Source organism: Hydrogenophaga sp., from assembly GCF_051860785.1.
Classification (GTDB): domain Bacteria; phylum Pseudomonadota; class Gammaproteobacteria; order Burkholderiales; family Burkholderiaceae_C; genus Hydrogenophaga.
On record NZ_JBIMLB010000017.1, the window covers coordinates 16,944 to 34,305 of the forward strand.

The 17,362-nt window shown below is 66.3% G+C and carries 20 protein-coding genes; 5 read left to right on the plus strand and 15 right to left on the minus strand.

Going from position 1 to position 17,362, the window contains the following annotated elements; all coding sequences use genetic code 11:
• Positions 1-6: 6 nt before the first annotated feature.
• From ACTIF6_RS19400 to hpaR, 14 genes are all read right to left on the minus strand, one after another.
• Positions 7-1,092 carry a Rieske 2Fe-2S domain-containing protein gene (locus tag ACTIF6_RS19400; protein WP_439589572.1) on the minus strand — a complete coding sequence of 362 codons (1,086 nt, stop codon included), beginning with the start codon at positions 1,090-1,092 and terminating at the stop codon, positions 7-9.
• Between the two features lie 92 nt (positions 1,093-1,184).
• The gene (locus ACTIF6_RS19405) at positions 1,185-1,757 is read right to left on the minus strand and encodes a hypothetical protein (RefSeq protein ID WP_439589573.1); all 573 of its coding nucleotides are present in this window, start codon (positions 1,755-1,757) and stop codon (positions 1,185-1,187) included.
• Complete coding sequence (locus ACTIF6_RS19410; protein WP_439589574.1) at positions 1,754-2,359, minus strand: hypothetical protein; 606 nt, start codon at positions 2,357-2,359, stop codon at positions 1,754-1,756. The genes ACTIF6_RS19405 and ACTIF6_RS19410 overlap by 4 nt, the downstream gene beginning before the upstream one ends.
• A gap of 81 nt (positions 2,360-2,440) precedes the next feature.
• Complete coding sequence (locus ACTIF6_RS19415) at positions 2,441-3,256, minus strand: helix-turn-helix transcriptional regulator (RefSeq protein WP_439589575.1); 816 nt, start codon at positions 3,254-3,256, stop codon at positions 2,441-2,443.
• A gap of 39 nt (positions 3,257-3,295) precedes the next feature.
• On the minus strand, positions 3,296-4,312 hold the full coding sequence (locus ACTIF6_RS19420) for a 2-dehydropantoate 2-reductase (protein WP_439589576.1): 1,017 nt from the start codon (positions 4,310-4,312) through the stop codon (positions 3,296-3,298).
• Between the two features lie 4 nt (positions 4,313-4,316).
• Positions 4,317-5,207 carry a class II aldolase/adducin family protein gene (locus ACTIF6_RS19425; protein ID WP_439589577.1) on the minus strand — a complete coding sequence of 297 codons (891 nt, stop codon included), beginning with the start codon at positions 5,205-5,207 and terminating at the stop codon, positions 4,317-4,319.
• A 20-nt stretch (positions 5,208-5,227) separates the two neighbouring features.
• Entirely contained in the window at positions 5,228-6,046 is an 819-nt protein-coding gene (locus tag ACTIF6_RS19430; protein ID WP_439589578.1) for an aldolase/citrate lyase family protein, read from the minus strand.
• A gap of 11 nt (positions 6,047-6,057) precedes the next feature.
• Positions 6,058-6,885: a 2-oxo-hept-4-ene-1,7-dioate hydratase gene (gene hpaH / locus ACTIF6_RS19435; RefSeq protein ID WP_439589579.1), complete on the minus strand. Its 828-nt coding sequence runs from the start codon at positions 6,883-6,885 to the stop codon at positions 6,058-6,060.
• A 4-nt stretch (positions 6,886-6,889) separates the two neighbouring features.
• On the minus strand, positions 6,890-7,336 hold the full coding sequence (locus tag ACTIF6_RS19440) for a 5-carboxymethyl-2-hydroxymuconate isomerase (RefSeq protein ID WP_439589580.1): 447 nt from the start codon (positions 7,334-7,336) through the stop codon (positions 6,890-6,892).
• A gap of 11 nt (positions 7,337-7,347) precedes the next feature.
• On the minus strand, positions 7,348-8,271 hold the full coding sequence (hpaD, locus tag ACTIF6_RS19445; RefSeq protein ID WP_439589581.1) for a 3,4-dihydroxyphenylacetate 2,3-dioxygenase: 924 nt from the start codon (positions 8,269-8,271) through the stop codon (positions 7,348-7,350).
• Between the two features lie 318 nt (positions 8,272-8,589).
• Positions 8,590-10,062, minus strand: a complete 1,473-nt coding sequence (gene hpaE, locus ACTIF6_RS19450) for a 5-carboxymethyl-2-hydroxymuconate semialdehyde dehydrogenase (RefSeq protein ID WP_439589582.1) — start codon at positions 10,060-10,062, stop codon at positions 8,590-8,592.
• Positions 10,059-10,844, minus strand: coding sequence for a fumarylacetoacetate hydrolase family protein (locus ACTIF6_RS19455; RefSeq protein WP_439589583.1), 786 nt, complete (start codon positions 10,842-10,844; stop codon positions 10,059-10,061). Before ACTIF6_RS19455 ends, hpaE begins: the two co-directional genes overlap by 4 nt.
• Complete coding sequence (locus ACTIF6_RS19460) at positions 10,841-11,503, minus strand: fumarylacetoacetate hydrolase family protein (protein ID WP_439589584.1); 663 nt, start codon at positions 11,501-11,503, stop codon at positions 10,841-10,843. Before ACTIF6_RS19460 ends, ACTIF6_RS19455 begins: the two co-directional genes overlap by 4 nt.
• The gene (gene hpaR / locus ACTIF6_RS19465; RefSeq protein WP_439589585.1) at positions 11,500-11,976 is read right to left on the minus strand and encodes a homoprotocatechuate degradation operon regulator HpaR; all 477 of its coding nucleotides are present in this window, start codon (positions 11,974-11,976) and stop codon (positions 11,500-11,502) included. Before hpaR ends, ACTIF6_RS19460 begins: the two co-directional genes overlap by 4 nt.
• A gap of 79 nt (positions 11,977-12,055) precedes the next feature.
• On the opposite strand from hpaR, the gene ACTIF6_RS19470 reads away from it, so the two are divergent.
• Positions 12,056-13,108 (plus strand): NAD(P)H-dependent flavin oxidoreductase, encoded by a 1,053-nt coding sequence (locus tag ACTIF6_RS19470; protein ID WP_439589586.1) that lies wholly within the window; start codon positions 12,056-12,058, stop codon positions 13,106-13,108.
• Here ACTIF6_RS19470 and ACTIF6_RS19475 read toward each other — a convergent pair.
• Positions 13,092-14,165, minus strand: a complete 1,074-nt coding sequence (locus ACTIF6_RS19475) for a hypothetical protein (protein ID WP_439589587.1) — start codon at positions 14,163-14,165, stop codon at positions 13,092-13,094. The two genes, ACTIF6_RS19470 and ACTIF6_RS19475, sit on opposite strands and share 17 nt — an antisense overlap.
• A 27-nt stretch (positions 14,166-14,192) precedes the next feature.
• Between ACTIF6_RS19475 and radA the strand changes: the two genes are divergently transcribed.
• The 4 genes from radA (at position 14,193) to ACTIF6_RS19495 (ending at position 17,293) form a co-directional block, all read left to right on the plus strand.
• A complete protein-coding gene (gene radA / locus ACTIF6_RS19480) occupies positions 14,193-15,569 on the plus strand; it encodes a DNA repair protein RadA (RefSeq protein WP_439589588.1) in 1,377 nt (458 codons plus the stop codon).
• A 61-nt stretch (positions 15,570-15,630) separates the two neighbouring features.
• Positions 15,631-16,029, plus strand: coding sequence for a glycerate kinase (locus ACTIF6_RS19485; protein ID WP_439589589.1), 399 nt, complete (start codon positions 15,631-15,633; stop codon positions 16,027-16,029).
• Between the two features lie 93 nt (positions 16,030-16,122).
• On the plus strand, positions 16,123-17,073 hold the full coding sequence (locus tag ACTIF6_RS19490) for a branched-chain amino acid transaminase (protein ID WP_439589590.1): 951 nt from the start codon (positions 16,123-16,125) through the stop codon (positions 17,071-17,073).
• A 10-nt stretch (positions 17,074-17,083) separates the two neighbouring features.
• On the plus strand, positions 17,084-17,293 hold the full coding sequence (locus ACTIF6_RS19495) for a zinc-finger domain-containing protein (protein WP_439589591.1): 210 nt from the start codon (positions 17,084-17,086) through the stop codon (positions 17,291-17,293).
• The last annotated feature ends 69 nt before the right edge of the window (positions 17,294-17,362 follow it).

Here is a 17,362-nt window from a genome sequence, read left to right on the forward strand (position 1 = left end):
TTGTGGTCAGGCCGTCACGGCCGTGGGGGGTGAAGCGGTGGTGGCACGCTGCTCAGCCTGTACCCGACCTTCGAGCAGACGTCGGAACTGCATCAATGCGGCGTCCATGGCCAGCGGCATCATGGGCAGCTTGGGGTTGAGCTGGATGTTGCGGTGTTGCGCCGTGATCATGTCGCGGTCTTCGTTGAAAGCGCCCAGCAGGCTGCTGTAGATGCTCTCGGTGACCGTGTCGTCGCCTTCGTCCACCGGGTGCGACTGCTGAAAGAAGTAGTGCGTGGTGGTGGCGGTTTCGGGCGTGAGCGTCTGGCAACTGTGCAGCCGCACCGATGGGCCGGGCGCGTCGGGTGAAGCGCCCGTGGGGCGGCCACCCGAGTGCATGAGCAGCGTGCCTGGCAACAGGAATTCGTAGACGAACCAGCGGTCCAGGTTCGTGTCGAAGCGGCGGAATCGCTGGTAGAACGGCGGCGCCGGTACGTCATTCACATGCCGGGAAACCTTGATGCCCATCTGCGGCCAGTCGGCCGTGGCGCCGGGCACGGGCTCGATGACCGGACGCGATTGGGCGATGCGTGCAGAGCCACCGAGCGATTTCTCGTGCACGTAACTCAGGTGCGAGAAGTCGAGCAGGTTGTCGCAGATGAGCAGGTAAGGCGTGTCGTAGTGCAGGTAACCCGGCTTGTTCTTCCACTGCGGGCTATCGCAGCTGAAGTTGTCGGGCAGCAGGGCCGTGTCGGCCTTTGCGGCATCGCCCATCCACACGAACACCCACTGGTTCTTCACGGCCACCGGATAGCGGCGCACACATGCCTTGGCGGGCACGATCTCGATCCCCGGCGCCTCCACACACCGGCCTTCCGAATTGAACTTCAGACCGTGGTAGCCGCAGCGCACGCAATCGCCCTCACGCCGCCCCACCGACAGCGGCGCGTGGCGGTGGCAGCAGCGGTCTTCCAGCGCCACGATCTCATTTGCCTGCGTGCGGTAGACGAGCACCGGCTCGCCCAGCACGGTGCGTGTGAAGAGTTGCGCCGCGTCGGCCTTCGGGACCTCATGGTCCCAGGCGATCACATACCAGCAGTTTCGCAACCACATGGTTTGTCTCCTGCTCGGGGGAAGGGAGACCCATGCTAGGCGGTGGCTGGATGAGGGCCGTCCCCTTCGAAGGGGATGGACAAGGGAACCCCTTACTTCGTCAGCGCGCGCCGGAAATCGGGGTCGTCAACAAGTTTGGCAACGAGTGATTTGTACAAGGCGCCATACTGGTTCATGGCGGCCGGGATCGCCACCGCGCCGATGAACGAAGACTCCCATTGGGCATCGACCGTGAGCTCCTTGTCGTACGCCACCCGGCTTCCGTTTTTCACAATGAAGCGAGCGGCCAGGCGGCCGGTGCCCGTGCCGATGGCGGCATCCACTTTGCTGTCGGTGAGCAAGCCTTCGATGACGAGGCTGGAGGCCGGGTCGACAAGGCCTGCGGCCGTGAGTTCGGCCAATACCGTGTCCTTGAGCAACTGCGACCAGCTGCCCTTGGCCGGTGCCAGCGAATTCCCCCTGAGGCCGCTCAGAGAGGTGTCCATGGCCGGATCCTTGCCCGGCGCCAGGCGGAAGGCCCCAACCTGGGCTGGTGCCAGCTTGGCAGCACGCAGCTTCTCGACCGTGGCGGGTGTGGCGCCCGTGGCATCGAGTTTGACGTTGGCGCAACCCGCGAAGACGAGCACGGCCAACAAGGGAGCGAGGCGAAGGGAAAGAGAAGTCATGGAAATGCGGGGTCCTGTGACAAAGGGTTGAGGGTTCGACTGATCAACTGGCGCAGCATGGTGGTGACAGCTTCTTCAACATTGGCCACTTTCTGCGCACCCGGCGGTGGTCCGGCGGCACCGATGTTGGTGTAAATGACGTGCTTGCTCTTCTGCTCCAGAGGGGCCGCGCCGCTGCGTCCCGGTGTGTAGCGCAGGGTGCATTCGTAGCCGTCTCCCACGGTCTGCCCTGCAATGCCGAAGGTCAGACCGGCGACAAAGCCCTTGGAAGCCGCGTCATCGGTGAGTGGTACGTTGTTCACGGTGGCGGTCAGCAGTGCGCCGCTGGCGACGGGCGCATCGCTCACCTTGGCGAACAGGCCACTGGTGGCGAGTTGGTCCAGAACACGGGCCTTCAGGTATTCCGTGGCCTTGGCGTTCGCCACGCCCTTGGTCTGGAATTCCCAGATAAGCTGCACGTCGGCCGGCGCGGCCGGCTTCCTGTACTGCGCGGCCGGCACCTCCGGCGCATTGCCATCGACGTAAAAGGAAGCACAGCCGCCCAGATAAACCAGTGTTGCGGCCAGCAACAATCCGCGCAATACGCGCCATGTCTGTCTCATGAATATTTCTCCGCCTCTCAGGGTGCGCGAATTCTATTCGCCGCAAACACCGCGACCGTCCTCATCTTCCACGGAGAAACCCTAGCCCAGCCAATGCGCCAGGCGCATCCTGTCCGCGGGCAAACCCGCTTCGGTCAGCTTCAGGTAGGCGCGCTTGCGCAGCGTGACCACGGTGGACAGGGCGACATCGAGATCAACAGCGATGCCGTCGGCACTGAGGCCGCAGGCGATGCGGGCGCAGACCTCGCGCTCGCGTGGCGAGAGGGTGGGCGCCAGCCGGGCGAGGCGCTGCGCGGCCTGTGCCACCTGGGCGTGACGATCGGCCACCGCCGATCCCACCTGCAACGCTGCATGGTGGGCCTGGCGCAGCAGCGGGGCAAGCGCCAGCAACTGGGCGATCTCGTGCGGCTGGAAGAAACCCTGGCGATCGTCTCGGTAGAGGTGAATGGCCTGCACGGCACCAGGCGCAGGGGCATGCAGCAGGGTGAACCGCTCGGTGAGGCGTTCGCGCACGTAGATGTCGTCGCGCCAGCCGGCCACCGGCAGTTCGTCGGCCCGGCAGTGCAGCACCGCCACTTCGCGCGCCGGTCGTGCGGCCACGTGATCGGCCAGTCGCATCACCGAGTCGCTGCGAAAGTAGCTGCGCCGGTAGATGGCGAAGCACTCGGCGACCACGTCGCGGCCCTGTGTGTCGCGCGAGCTGCCTTCGATGAGCTCTGGCGTGTCGCGGCAAAAGGAGACCAGTGAGAGGTACTGCACCGGCACCGCCAGCTGGATGGCGCGCAGCAGACGGACCGCGCTCAGCGGTGCGCTGGCGACCTCCAGCAGGCCATGGACCACCGACGACGACACGGCGTGGCTTGCAGCGGGGGCGTCCAGGGTCCAGGTCGAGGGCATGACGGATTTTTCTGCCCCCGGCTGCCAGCCGGTAGGGGGCTAACCCTGCCGGGCTGGCGGTTCGGGGTACAGGCCCAGCGTCTGCGCCTGCAGGCGCGAGAGGCCGAGCAGGGCATCGGTGAACGGTGTGGGCACGCCGGTCAGCTGGCCAAGTTCGCGCACCACGCTGACCAGTGCGTCGAGCTCCACCGGCTTCTTCGCCTGCACGTCCTGCAGCATCGAGGTCTTGAAGGCGCCGAGTTTGAGTGTGACGGCGTGGCGGTCTTCAGGTTGCTGGTCGATCGGGATGCCGATGTGTGCGCCAATGGCCTTGGCTTCGAGCATGACGCTGCTGATGAAGCCACGCACCAGCTCGTCACCCATGATGCGGTCGGTGGTGGCCCCGGTGAGCGCGCTCACCGGGTTGACGGTCATGTTGCCCCAGAGCTTGTACCAGACGTCTTTCTGGATCTGCGGCGAGATGCTGGCGTTGAGGCCGGCGCGCTGCAGGAGCTCGGCGAGTGCCACCACACGCGCACTGCGTTCGCCCGAGGGCTCGCCGACGATGAGGCCGTTGCCGAAGTGGTGGCGGATCACACCCGGGGCATCGACCGAGCAACTGGCGTGGACCACACCACCGACCACGTTGCGCGCGGGCACGGCTCGGTCGATCGCGCCGCCCGGGTCCACCGCCTGCAGGCGTGTGCCCGAACGGGGTCCGCCAAATTCGTTGAAGAACCACCAGGGCACGCCGTTCATGGCGGTGAGCACCACCGTGTGACGCCCGATCAGCGGCGCGATGCTGCGCGCCACTTCGGTCATGGCCGGCGCCTTCACCGCCACGATCACGAGGTCCTGCACACCCAGCGCCACGGCACTGGAAGAGGCTTCCACCGGAGCACCCATCGTCTTGCCGTCCTGGTGCAGTTGCAGGCCGTCGCGTTGCAGCGCGGCGAGCGTATCGCCGCGTGCGAGCGCACTGACCAGGCAGCCGGTGTGCGAGAGCAGCACACCGAGCCAGCCGCCGATGGCGCCTGCGCCGACGATGGCAACGCGTTGAAAATCCGGTGGGGACAAGGGCTTACTCCAGGTAACTGCAGTCCAGGCGGTTGACCTGCCGGACCAGGGCGTCGAACACATCGCGGCCGGCGCCGTGGTGGGGGTTGAACTGCAAGGCGTCGCGGGTGCATTTTGCGGCAATGGCCTCGGGCACGGGAATGGCCGCCTCGGCGCCGCCCATGGAGAAGGTGGCCATCTGGATTTCGCAGGCGCGTTGCAGGGTCCAGAGGATGGCGAAGGTCTGCGGTAGCGTGGCACCCCAGGCCAGCAGGCCGTGGTTGCGCAGGATCACCGCCGGCTTGCTGCCAATGCTCTGGAGCAGGCGCGGCGCCTCGTCGGCGTGGATGGTGATGCCCTCGAACGCGTGGTAGGCCACCATGTCGTGCAGCTGCGCGGTGTAGAAGTTGGTCTGCTGCAGGCCACCCTTGAGACAGGCCACGGCCACGCCGGCCGTGGTGTGGGTGTGCATGACGCAATGCGCGCCTTCGATGCCGTCGTGAATGGCGGCGTGCACGGTGAAGCCCGCCGGGTTCACCGGGTGCGGTGAACCGTCGAGCACCTCGCCTTTCAGATTGATCTTCACCAGATTGCGTGCCGTCACTTCGCTGTAGTGCAGGCCGAACGGGTTGATCAGGAACTGCTTTCCGCCCGCCCCCACGCTCCCCGCTTCGCGTGGTTCGCTGCCCCCCGAGGGGGCTGCCCCGCCTAGGGGCGGCCCGGCGGCGGGGCGGTCTTCGCCTTCCCCCGTCACGCTGGCGGGCAGCCGCAGCGTAATGTGGTTGTAGATCATCTCCGTCCAGCCCAGCATGGCGAAGACGCGGTAGCAGGCGGCGAGCTCGATGCGCGCGGCCCATTCGTCTGCGTGCATGCCAGCGGGCGTGGCGGTGGTGGTGGGTTGCATGGCGGCGTTCATGGGGTGGCTCCTCTTCCTGCCTAGTACACACTGCCCCGGGCCTGCACGGGCGCCGGGGAAACATCGTTCTTGAAGCGCGCGGCCAGCGCACTGGTCTGCCGCGCGAGGATTTGGGTATCCAGGCCCACAGCCACGAACACCGCACCCAGCGCAAGGTAGTGGCGCGCCATGGATTCGTCGGGCGTGAGGATGCCGGGCGCCTTGCCCGCGCGCAGGATGCGCGCGATCGCATCCTCGATCGCAGCCTGCACGTCCGGATGCCCCGGATTGCCGATGTGGCCGAGCGAAGCAGACAGATCGGCCGGACCGATGAACACCCCGTCCACGCCTGGCGTGGCTGCAATCGCATCGAGTTGCTGAAGGGCCTCGCGCGTCTCCACCTGAACCAGCAGGCAGACCTGGGCGTTGGCCTCTTTCGCGTAGTTCGGGTAGCGGCCCCAGCGCGAAGCGCGCGCGCCGGCCACGCCGCGCACGCCCCCCAGCCCATCGGCCTGGGGATAGCGACAGGCGCGCACCAGGTGGGCCGCTTGCTCGGGCGTGTCCACCATGGGCACCAGCAGGGTCTGCAGGCCGATGTCGAGGTATTGCTTGATGAGCACCGCGTCGCCCACCGGCACGCGCGCAATGGCGTGCGTGCCGGGGTAGGCAGCGATGGCCTGGGCCTGGCCCAGCAGGTTCTGCAGTCCGTTGGGCGAGTGTTCGCCGTCGATCAGCAGCCAGTCGAAACCGGCGCCAGCGCAGATCTCTGCGCTGTAGGCATGGGCCAGGCCCAGCCAGAAGCCGTACTGCACACGGCGTTCGGCCAGCGCCTGTTTGAAAGGGTTGGTGGGGGTCTGCATAAAAGGAAAGTTCAAACGAAACGGAACCGCAGGCAACCCAGCGGGCCGTAGTCGGCCTCGAACAGATCACCCGCCCTGGCGGCCACCGGCCGAGTGAACGAGCCGGCCAGCACGATCTGGCCTGGTCGAAGCGATTCGCCCCAGGGCGCGAGCTTGTGCGCCAGCCACGCGATACCGATGGCCGGGTGACCCTGCACACCCGCGGCCAGGCCGGTTTCCTCCACCGCGCCGTTCTGGCGCAGGATGGCGCCGCACCAGGGCAGGTCGGTGAGGCGCGGATCGGCGCGGTAGCGTGGGTCGCCTTCGCCGACCACGATACCGGCGTTGGCTGCGTTGTCGCTGATGGTGTCGAACACCTTGCGCATGACTTTGGTGTGGCGGTCGAACTGTTCGATGCGGGCGTCGATGATTTCGATGGCGGGCGTCACATACTCGGTGGCGGCCAGCACGTCATCCACCGTCACGCCCTCGCCTTGCAGCGGAGCCTTGAGCACGAATGCCAGTTCCACCTCCACACGCGGGGCGATGAAGCGCGAGGCTGGAATCTCCAGCACCTGGTCGGCCTGTGCGGTGAAGCGCATGCTGTCGAGCAAGGTACCGAAGTCGGGCTCGTCGATCTGGCTGGAGATCTGCATCGCACGGCTGGTGAGACCGATCTTGTGGCCGATGGTTTTTTTTCCGCTGGCGATCTGCAAGGCCACCCAGGCACGGCCCACGCGGTAGCCGTCTTCGATGGTCATGCCGGGAAAGCGTTTCGAAAAATGCTCCAGCGATACACGCGTCTGCTCGGACTGCTCGAGTTCGGCGGCCAGTTGCTGGATGAGGACGTCGTCGAGCATGGTGTCAGCTCCGGTTGAAGAGCGGGTGCAAGGAGCTGGTCTTGGCATCAAACACTTCATGCCCTTCGTCCACCTGCACGGTGATGCCGATGGGGTGCGCGGCGAGTTGCGCAGCAAAGCGCGCCTTCACCACGGCCTGCAACGCATCGCCCACGCGCTGGTGGACGACGGCGCTGCGGCCTTTGGCCATGCGCACGTTCATGTAGACAAAGGCGTAGTCGCCGCCCAGGCCGGCGGCCATGCCGGCCGCGCCGCCATCGGAGACCGCGCTGTGCGCCGCCGGGTAGGCGAGCACGCGCGTGCCACCGGTGGGAAACACCTGCCGGTCGGCCTCGTCGCGCACGGCGAGCATGGCGTCGCAGAGTTCGCGGCACAGAGCGCTCATGTCGACGCCGCCTTGCGCAGCGGGTTGATCGAGGTTGGGGGTGTAGAGGATGACGAGGTGAGGCATGGTGTTCGGGCTCAGAGTCGGCTGACGGCCTGGTAGCCGGCGGCGGAAGAGGCTTGCGAGGCGGGAATGGCCGCACCCGTCTGCGGCGTGACCGGGAACACGGCGTTGATCTGGCCGGTGCCGGAGGCGCCGAAATACGGGGTGATGACTTCGGCACGGCCGTCGTATTCGCTCCAGCCCAACGCGCCGAGCATCATGGCGGTATCGTGCATGAAGCCTTCGCCATGGCCCTTGGAAGCGTATTCGGGCAGCATCTCGCAGAAGGCCTTCCATTCGCCCTGCTCCCACATGTTGACAACGCGGCGGTCCAGCGTTTCGAGGAAAGGGCTCCAGATCTTGAAGGCGAACTCGGGCGCAAGACCGTTCTGCGCGAAGCGGTGGCTGAGCGAGCCGCTGGCAAAGAAGGCGACGGTGCCGTCGTAATGGTCTTCAACCGCTTTGCGCATGGCCCAGCCGAGGCGCACGCTGTCGTTGAGGTAGTGGGATTGGCAGAGCGCGGAGACGGAGATGGCCTTGAAGTGCCGGTCTTCGTTCATGTAGCGCATGGGCACGAGGGTGCCGTATTCAGGACCGAGGGTGGTGGCATGGTGGGCGAGGGTTTCCACGCCATGCTGGTTGCAGACCTTGGCGAGCAGCTGGCCGAGCTCGGGGTTGCCCGGGATCTCGTAGGCCATGTTGCTGATGAAGTGGGGCAATTCGTTGCTGGTGTAGGTGCCCTGGAAGTGGGGCGCGCAGTTGAGGTGGTAGCTGGCGTTGACGAGCCAGTGGGTGTCGAAGACGACGATGGTGTCGACACCCAGTTCACGGCAGCGGCGGCTGATTTCCTTGTGGCCGTCGATGGCGTCCTGTCTCGTGCCCTTGCGGGGTCCGTCGACTTCGCTGAGGTACATCGAGGGAACGTGGGTGATCTTGGCGACCAGGGCTAGTTTTCCCATGTCGTGTTCCTTGATGTTTGTGGGTTGCGCCGTGGTTTACTGGCTTGGGGTGCCCACCTCCGCGAATGTCCCCCGGGGCCTGCGGCCCCTCCTCCTTTATTTCGCTGCGGTGGACACCCCAAGCCAGCAAACCACTCCGGACCGCGCATGCAAGAAAAAGAAGACCGCACACACGCCATTGCAGATCGAGCGGGCATGGCGCTCTGCGCAGCGAAATAAAGGGGGAGGCGGCTCCAGCCGCCGGAGGACATTCGCGGAGCAGAGCGCCGTGCCCGCTCGATCCCGCCAACCCGGTGGAGAGAAATGGAGCGCAACAAATCACACCCCCCAATGCGGAATGTGGTGCGACCCCAGCGAAACAGCAATGTTCTTGGGCTCCAGGAACACCTCATAACTCCAGGTCCCGCCCTCACGCCCCGTGCCACTCGCCTTGGTACCGCCAAAGGGCTGGCGAAGATCACGGACGTTCTGCGAATTCACGAAACACATGCCCGCCTCGATCGACGCCGCCACCCGGTGCGCACGCCCCAGGTTCTCCGACCACACATAGCTGGAGAGACCGTACTGGATGTCGTTGGCCAGTTCGATCGCGTGCGCTTCGTCCCTGAACGGAATCAGGCAGGCCACCGGGCCGAAGATTTCCTCTTGCGCGATGCGCATGCGGTTGTCCACATCGGCGAACACAGTGGGCCACACGTAGTTGCCCTTGGCCACGCGGGCGGGCAGTTCGGCAGCGTAAGAGGGTCGATCAAGCCCACCGCAGAGCAGCGTGGCGCCCTCCTTCGGACCCAGCTCGATGTAGCTGCGCACCTTCGAGAGATGCGCCTGGCTGATCATCGGCCCGACGATGGTCTTCTCATCCAGCGGGTCGCCCACCGTGATGCGCTTCGCGCGCTCGGTGAACTTCTGCACGAAGTCCGCGTAGATGCTTTGCTGCACCAGGATGCGGCTGCCCGCCGTGCAGCGCTCGCCGTTGTTCGAGAAGATCATGAACACCGCCGCGTCCAGCGCTCGGTCCAGATCGGCGTCGTCGAAGATCACGAACGGGCTCTTGCCGCCCAGCTCCATGCTGAACTTCTTCAGCCCTGCACTCTGCACGATGCGGTTGCCGGTGGCGGTGGACCCGGTGAACGAGATCGCCCGCACGTCCGGGTGCGCGCACAGCGGCTCGCCCGCTTCCTTGCCGTAGCCATGCACCAGGTTCAGCACACCGGCGGGAATGCCCGCCTCCAGCGCCAGCTCGCCCAGCCGCGCTGCCGTGAGGGGGCTGAGCTCGCTCATCTTGAGCACCGCCGTGTTGCCAAACGCCAGGCAGGGCGCGACTTTCCACGTGGCCGTCATGAAGGGCACGTTCCACGGGCTGATGAGGGCACACACGCCCACCGGGTGGAACAGCGTGTAGTTCAGGTGCGTGGGCGTGGGGTAGGTGTGGCCGTCCACGCGGGTGCACATTTCGGCGAAGTAATGGAAGTTGTCGGCAGCGCGCGGGACGAGCTGCTTGCCGGTCTGCGAGATCACCTGGCCGCTGTCGTTGGTCTCGGTGCGCGCGATATCAGGTACGTTGGCGGCAATCAGTTCGCCGAGCTTGCGCATCAGTCTGGCGCGCTCGGTGGCCGGCAGACCGGCCCACTTCGGAAACGCGGCTTTCGCTGCGGCCACCGCGGCGTTCACCTCGTCTTCGCCGCCCGTGGAAACTTCGGCCAGCACCTCCTGGGTGGCCGGGTTGATGGTCTCGAACGTGGCGGAACCTGGGACGGACTTGCCGTTGATGAGGTGCTGGATCGTCGTCATGCAGATGCGGGGGAATGTGGAGTGATGGTGTTGACGAGGTCGCCGACGCCTTCGATGGACGTGACGATCACATCGCCGGGCTGGCAGTCGACCACGCCGTCGGGCGTGCCGGTGAGGATGAGGTCACCGGGTTGCAGCGTCATGAAGCTGCTGAAGAATTCGATCAACGTGGGCACGTCGAAGATCATGTCGCGCGTGTTGCCCTGCTGCGTCAGCTTGCCGTTCACCGTGGTCTTCAAGGCGAGGTTCATGGGGTCGGGCACATCCGCCGCGTCCACCAGCCAGGGGCCGATGGGCGTGCAGGTGTCGCGGTTCTTCACGCGCAGGTTGGGGCGGTACCAGTTCTCCAGGTAGTCGCGGATCGCGTAGTCGTTGGCCACGGTGTAACCAGCCACGAAGTCCAGCGCGTCGGCCTTCGCCACGCGCCGGGTGGTGCGGCCGATCACCACCGCGAGCTCGCATTCGTAGTGCATGTGGGTCACGTCAACGGGTCGCACGGTGAACGACCGGTGGCCGATGAGCGTGGCCTCGCCTTTCACAAAAGCGAGCGGCTCTTCGGGTGCCTTGAAGGCGAGTTCCTTGGCGTGGTCGGCGTAGTTCAGGCCCAGCGCCAACACCGTGCGCGGCCGATGGGCTGGCACCGGTGCCAGCGGTGGCAGCCAAACCACCTCGTCGAACGAGAGCCGTCGGCCCCGGTGCTCGCCCGAACGCAGTTCAAGCTGGCCATTGGCCTCGATGGCGTCGTGAACCTGCCCGCCCCATTCAATGCGTGCGCGCTTCATGTCAGTTCCTCCGCCACGAAGTGGTGCACCACCGACTGGAAGCCGGGCGCAATGATCTCCACCGAGTCCCCCGCATGCACCAGTTCACGCCCGCCTTCGGGCAGGCAGTCGGTGCCCGTCATGAGCACATCACCGGGACGCAGCGACATGAACTCGCGCACATCGGTGAGCAGCGTAGCGGCATCGCGCACCCAGTCGGCGAGCCGAGTGGTCTGCTTGTGCACGCCGTTGCGGTGCAATTCGATCTCCAGGTCTCGCAGGGCATCCAGCCCTCCCAGGCGGTCCAGGGGAACGCATTCAGGGCCGAGGCCAAGGAAGCCGTCGACGCAGCGCGTCTTCACCGGCGGGCGGTAGTAGCTTTCGTGCGCGATGGCCACGTCGTTGAACAGCACGACGCCCGCCACGCCGCCCGCGCCCATCACCAGCCCCAGCGAGGCCGCGACTTCCACCGAAGCGCCCGCCGGCAATGCAATGGGCTGGCCGGATGGCGTGAAGGTGTTGGCGGTTTTCACATAAAGCACGGGAGCCTTGGGGGGCGCCTTGTAGGGCGCTTCGTTCATGCGTGGCGCCCACAGATCCATCTCGTGCCGGAAGTTCAGCAGCGCACCGTACACCGTGCCTTCGGGCCGCCAGCCCACCCTCGTTGTGGTCGTGTTCATGCTTCCAGCACCTCGGCATTCAGGGGTTGTTCCAGCGCGATCACTTCGTCGAGCAGGGTGTAGAGCTGCGCCAGCCGGGCCTTGCCCAGGCGCTGCTCCATCCACGCGTAGTGCGCTTCGATGGTGCCGGACAGGGCTTTGACCAGCTTCAGACCCGCCGCGGTGGCGCGCACCACGGTGCGGCGCGCGTCCTGCGGGCAGCGGCTGCGCTCGATCAGGCCGTCGCGCTCCATGCGGGTGAGCACGCCGGTGAGGCTGGGACCGAGCAGAAAGGCTTCGCGCGCCACGCGCCCGGTTTCCACACCGCCGGGCGCCTGGGCGTGCTCGCCCAACACGCGCAGCACGCGCCACTGCTGGTCCGACAGGCCGTGCTCGCGCAGGCTGGGGCGGGTGTGCAGCATCACGGCCTCGCGGGCCTCGAGCAACAGCCGTGGCAGGTTGCGGTGGACGAAGGGGGTATCGGTTCCGTTCATTTATTTAATATGTTAAATGATTTTTTTGGAAACACATTCAGGGTTTACCCACCCAGATACCCCGGCGAGAATGCCGTGCATGAACGCACTCACCCAACTGCTCGGCACCGAACATCCACTGATCCAGGCGCCGATGGCGGGTGTGCAGGGGGCAGCCCTGGTGACGGCGGTGAGCAATGCGGGTGCCTTGGGCTCGCTGCCCTGCGCCATGCTCACACCGGAAGCCATGGAGCGCGAGCTCAACGCCATCGCAGCGGGTACCACGCGGCCTTACAACGTCAACTTCTTCTGCCACACGCAGCCCGAACCCGACGACGCGCGCGAAGCGGCCTGGCGCTTCTGGCTGGCGCCTTTCTATGAAGAAGCGGGCATCGATATCAACGAAGTGCCCACGGGTGCCGGGCGGGTGCCGTTCAACCGTGCGGCGGCCAACATCCTGGAGCGCTTCCGGCCCAAGGTGGTGAGCTTCCATTTCGGCCTGCCCGACATCGACCTGCTGGAGCGCGTGAAGGGCTGGGGCAGTGTGGTGATTTCATCGGCCACCACGATCGAAGAGGCGCGCTGGCTGGAAGCCTTTGGCGTGGACGCCGTGATTGCGCAAGGCGTGGAAGCTGGCGGCCACCGCGGCATGTTCCTCACCGACGACCTGAGCACGCAGATGGGCACGATGGCCTTGCTGCCACAGATCGTGGCGGCGGTGAGCGTGCCAGTGATCGCAGCCGGCGGCATCGCCGACGCCACCGGGGTGGCCGCCGCGATTGCGCTGGGCGCTTCGGGCGTGCAGGTGGGCACGGCCTACCTGTGCAGCCTTGAGGCCACCACCAGTGCGCTGCACCGCGCCGCCCTGCAGAGCGAGGCGGCGCACCACACCACCCTCACGCACATCTTCACCGGGCGGCCGGCGCGCGGCATCGTCAACCGCGTGATCCGCGAACTCGGCGCCATGAACCCGGCCGCACCGGCTTTCCCGCTGGCCACGGCCGCCATGGCACCGCTGCGCGCACATTGGGAAGCGCACGGCAGCGGCGATTTCTCACCGCTGTGGTCGGGGCAGAACGCCGGTGGTTGCCGCGAACTGCCGGCCGCAGAAATCACGCGCGAACTGATCCGGGGCTTCAACGGCGGGCGTTGAGCCAGCGCTTGAGCCTTCGTTCGTCGCCCACCTCGTCGAGGTCGTGCGACAGCCCGGACAACTCGGACTCCAGCGCCCGCACCTGGTCGATGCGTTGTTGCAGCAGGCTGTTGGCGTTGGGTGAAATGCCCTCGGGCAGATCGAACTCGGCGGCCAGCGAGCCCTGCCGAGCCGCCCGCTCGCGCTCCAGTTCAGCCACCTGCGCCTTGAGCAGCAGCGTGAGCGCGGCCAGGCGCTCATCGGGCAGGCGGTGCACCGCCTCGGGGTCGGCCAGCTCGGCGCGGGACTGGATCTGCAACAGCGTGACCAGATCTCGTTTTTCGTAAGCGGCATTGGCCTCGCTCATCAGCGCGGTCTTGCGCAGGCGAGCGGCGGGATCGATCTCGCGATCCGGATGCAGGGCGCTGGCCAACTGGCGGAACAGTCGGCGCAGCAGCGTATCGGCGCCATGCTGTTCGGCTTCGCGCCGAGCCAGGCCCGGCTGCTTGCGCACTTTTCGGGCCTGCGCGGCATCGCGCCGGCGGTCCTGCGCTTCCTGTTGCGAACGCCGCAAACGCTCCATGCCGGCGCGCACCAGTTGTTCGGCGCTCAAGTCCTGCCCGTCGTCGGCGAGTGGTTCACCCAGCACGGCTTCGAGGCGCTGGCGCATGGCATCGGCGTGGTCCTGCCGCAGTTGCGCCAACGTGCGTGGGCTGTGGCGATCGTGCAGCTTGCGCATGGCGTCGTCGCCTTCTTCTGCGAGCGTGCGCGCCAGGCGGCACAAGACTTCGCGCGCCACCGCGGCCTGTCCCTGGCTCAGCAGCTTGCCCTGCAAATGTGCGTCCAGGGCCAGCGCCAGTTCACGCCGGCGTTGCGCCACCTGCAAGCGCAAAGGCGCCACAGCTTCGTGCAGAGCGAGACGGTGCTGCTGGCCCAGCGCATCAAGTTCGGCGAGCTGGGTGCGCAGCTTGTCGATGCGGGCGAGCTGCAGGTTGTAAGCGCGCGCGGCGGCCGAGAGCGGCTGTTCGCCAGATGGCAGCACGCGCAAAGCGGTGGCGTCGGATGGGGGTCGGGACATGGGGTCTCGACTATATTGCCCAGCAACATGGCCAAAGACAAAACCCAATACACCTGCACCGAGTGCGGCGGCAGCAGCCCGAAGTGGCTGGGCAAATGCCCGCACTGCAACGCCTGGAACACCTTGATCGAGTCGGTGGCCGAATCGACCGCACCCGCAAAGAATCGCTTCGCTTCGCTGGCGAAGACGGCCGAGGTCACGACCCTGGCGGACATCGACGCCACCGACGTGCAGCGCACGCCCACCGGCCACGACGAACTCGACCGCGTGCTGGGCGGCGGCATCGTGGAGGGCGGCGTGGTGCTGATCGGTGGCGACCCGGGCATCGGCAAGTCCACCTTGCTGCTGCAGGCGCTGGACTCGCTGCAGCGTGCCGGCCTGAAGACGCTCTACGTGACCGGTGAAGAAAGCGGCGCCCAGGTGGCGCTGCGTTCGCGCCGGCTCGGGCTGGACGGTTCGCAGGTGAGCGTGCTGGCCGAGATCCAGCTGGAGAAGATCCTGGCCACGCTGCAGGCCACGCAACCCGCCATCGCGGTGATCGACTCGATCCAGACCGTGTATTCCGAGCAGCTCACCTCGGCGCCAGGGTCCGTGGCACAGGTGCGCGAATGCGCCGCGCACCTGACGCGCTCGGCCAAGGCCAGCGGCACGGCCATCGTGCTGGTGGGCCACGTCACCAAGGAAGGTGCGCTGGCCGGCCCGCGCGTGCTGGAGCACATGGTCGACACCGTGCTGTATTTCGAGGGTGACACACACAGCAGCTTCCGATTGATCCGCGCCATCAAGAACCGCTTTGGCGCGGTCAACGAGATCGGCGTGTTCGCCATGACCGAAAAAGGCTTGAAGGGCGTGAGCAACCCGAGCGCGATCTTTCTCTCGCAGCACAGCGAGCCCGTGCCCGGGAGCTGCGTGATGGTGACGCTGGAAGGCACGCGCCCCATGCTGGTCGAAATCCAGGCGCTGGTGGACAGCGGCGGCCCGTCTCCCCGTCGGTTGAGCGTGGGCCTGGACCGCGACCGTCTGGCCATGCTGCTGGCGGTGCTGCACCGCCACGCGGGTGTGGCCTGCATGGATCAGGACGTGTTCGTGAACGCCGTGGGGGGCGTGCGCATCAGCGAACCGGCGGCCGATCTCGCCGTCATGCTGGCCATCACCTCCAGCCTGCGCGGCCGGGCGCTGCCCAAGGGCTTCATTGCCTTTGGCGAGGTCGGCCTGGCGGGCGAGGTGCGTCCTGCGCCACGCGGTCAGGAGCGGCTGAAGGAAGCCGCCAAGCTGGGCTTTTCGGTGGCCGTGGTGCCCAAGGCCAACCTGCCGCGCAAGGGCGACAAGGCCTTCGAAGGGCTCACCGTGCATGGTGTGGAACGCATCGAGGAGGCCATGGAAGTGGCCAGAGAACTCGGCTGACCCCCCGCGTCTGCGTAAAACCCGCAGGAAAAGGCCTCTTCTACCCCTGGACAATGTCGGCATGCAGAAGCTACAGAAACCCTTCGTGATCCTGGCAGCCGGTGCGCTGCTGTACATGGCGCACCGCGCCTACGGCTGGCCAGGCCTTGCTGCGGCCGGCGGCGGCCTCATGATGTGGCTGCTGCTGCATGTGACCCGCCTCATGACCGTGCTCAAGCGCGCGGCCAATCAGCCGATCGGCCATGTCGGCAGCGCCGTGATGCTCAACGCCAAGCTGCGCCCGGGCGTGACCCTGATGCATGTGACGGCCCAGACGCGATCGCTGGGCGAGCGGCTCTCGGAAGAAGGCATCGAGCCGGAGGTGTACCGCTGGACCGACAACGGCCACTCGAGCGTCACCGCCGAGTTCCAGGGTGGCAAGCTGCAGCGCTGGAAGCTGGACCGACCGGCCACCGAATAGCCGGCGCCGGGGTTCGGCGGGTGCCGCACGGCACCGTAAAATCGGCGGTTTTGGCAGCTCGGTCTGCCCTGTTGAAACCACCAAAGGACCCCCATGAGCCCCATCGTTCCCTCGATGTCCGACCGCGACGGCAAGATCTGGATGGACGGCCAGATGGTCGACTGGCGCGACGCCAAGATCCATGTGCTGACGCACACCCTGCACTACGGCTGTGGCGCTTTCGAGGGTGTCCGGGCCTACAACGCGGTGGGTGGCACGGCGATTTTCCGACTGGAAGAGCACACCGAACGGCTCTTCAACAGCGCCCGCATCCTGCGCATGAAGCTGCCCTTCACCATGGCGGAAGCCATGGAGGCCCAGAAGGCCGTGGTGCGCGAAAACAAGCTGGAGAGCTGCTACATCCGCCCGCTGACCTGGATCGGTGACAAGAAGCTCGGCGTTTCCCCGAAAGGCAACACCATCCACCTGATGGTGGCGGCCTGGGCCTGGGGCGCCTACCTGGGCGAAGAAGGCCTCAAGCGCGGCATTCGTGTGAAAACCAGCAGCTACACACGCCACCACGTCAACATCACCATGACGCAGGCCAAGGCGGTGAGCAACTACACCAACAGCATCCTGGCCAACATGGAAGTGACCGACGAGGGCTACGACGAAGCCCTGTTGCTCGACGCCTCGGGCTTCGTGAGCGAGGGCGCTGGCGAGAACATCTTCGTGGTGAAGAACGGCGTGATCTACACCCCCGACCTCTCGGCCGGCGCACTCAATGGCATCACCCGCAACACCGTCTTCCACATCGCCAAGGACCTGGGCCTGGAGATCGTGCAGAAGCGCATCACGCGCGACGAGGTGTACATCGCCGATGAGGCGTTCTTCACCGGCACTGCCGCCGAAGTCACGCCCATTCGCGAGCTCGACCGCATCGAACTGGGCAAGGACGACTACGTGGGCAGCCGAGGCCCCATCACGGAGAAGATCCAGAGCGCGTTCTTCGACATCGTGAACGGTCGCAACCCCAAGTACGCCGCCTGGCTGTCCAGGGTCTGAGGAGCACGCCATGAGCCAAGCCGCCGCCATCGAACTCAAGGCCACCGACCTCAATGCCCACGGCGGGGTGTTCTGCCCCAGCCCGCTGGCGGACATGAAGCTGTGGAACAGCCACCCCAAGGTCTATCTGGACGTGGCTGCCACGGGGCAGGCCAAGTGCCCGTATTGCGGCACGGTGTACCGCCTGGCGGCTGGCGAAACGGTTTCACACGGTCACTGAATGTGACAGCACCGCCCGCGAACCGGGCGTCGAAGCGAAGATAATGCGCGGGGATACCCAACCGGGCAT

Coding starts and splice junctions, on each gene's coding strand:
- ACTIF6_RS19455 (WP_439589583.1), bottom strand. CDS start 10,844: ATGAAGCGCGCACGCATTGAATGGGGCGGGCAGGTTCACGACGCCATC.
- ACTIF6_RS19400 (WP_439589572.1), bottom strand. CDS start 1,092: ATGTGGTTGCGAAACTGCTGGTATGTGATCGCCTGGGACCATGAGGTC.
- ACTIF6_RS19405 (WP_439589573.1), bottom strand. CDS start 1,757: ATGACTTCTCTTTCCCTTCGCCTCGCTCCCTTGTTGGCCGTGCTCGTC.
- hpaH (WP_439589579.1), bottom strand. CDS start 6,885: ATGCTCGACGACGTCCTCATCCAGCAACTGGCCGCCGAACTCGAGCAG.
- ACTIF6_RS19410 (WP_439589574.1), bottom strand. CDS start 2,359: ATGAGACAGACATGGCGCGTATTGCGCGGATTGTTGCTGGCCGCAACA.
- ACTIF6_RS19475 (WP_439589587.1), bottom strand. CDS start 14,165: ATGTCCCGACCCCCATCCGACGCCACCGCTTTGCGCGTGCTGCCATCT.
- ACTIF6_RS19460 (WP_439589584.1), bottom strand. CDS start 11,503: ATGAACACGACCACAACGAGGGTGGGCTGGCGGCCCGAAGGCACGGTG.
- ACTIF6_RS19425 (WP_439589577.1), bottom strand. CDS start 5,207: ATGAACGCCGCCATGCAACCCACCACCACCGCCACGCCCGCTGGCATG.
- hpaR (WP_439589585.1), bottom strand. CDS start 11,976: ATGAACGGAACCGATACCCCCTTCGTCCACCGCAACCTGCCACGGCTG.
- hpaE (WP_439589582.1), bottom strand. CDS start 10,062: ATGACGACGATCCAGCACCTCATCAACGGCAAGTCCGTCCCAGGTTCC.
- ACTIF6_RS19430 (WP_439589578.1), bottom strand. CDS start 6,046: ATGCAGACCCCCACCAACCCTTTCAAACAGGCGCTGGCCGAACGCCGT.
- ACTIF6_RS19415 (WP_439589575.1), bottom strand. CDS start 3,256: ATGCCCTCGACCTGGACCCTGGACGCCCCCGCTGCAAGCCACGCCGTG.
- ACTIF6_RS19490 (WP_439589590.1), top strand. CDS start 16,123: ATGAGCCCCATCGTTCCCTCGATGTCCGACCGCGACGGCAAGATCTGG.
- hpaD (WP_439589581.1), bottom strand. CDS start 8,271: ATGGGAAAACTAGCCCTGGTCGCCAAGATCACCCACGTTCCCTCGATG.
- radA (WP_439589588.1), top strand. CDS start 14,193: ATGGCCAAAGACAAAACCCAATACACCTGCACCGAGTGCGGCGGCAGC.
- ACTIF6_RS19470 (WP_439589586.1), top strand. CDS start 12,056: ATGAACGCACTCACCCAACTGCTCGGCACCGAACATCCACTGATCCAG.
- ACTIF6_RS19495 (WP_439589591.1), top strand. CDS start 17,084: ATGAGCCAAGCCGCCGCCATCGAACTCAAGGCCACCGACCTCAATGCC.
- ACTIF6_RS19485 (WP_439589589.1), top strand. CDS start 15,631: ATGCAGAAGCTACAGAAACCCTTCGTGATCCTGGCAGCCGGTGCGCTG.
- ACTIF6_RS19440 (WP_439589580.1), bottom strand. CDS start 7,336: ATGCCTCACCTCGTCATCCTCTACACCCCCAACCTCGATCAACCCGCT.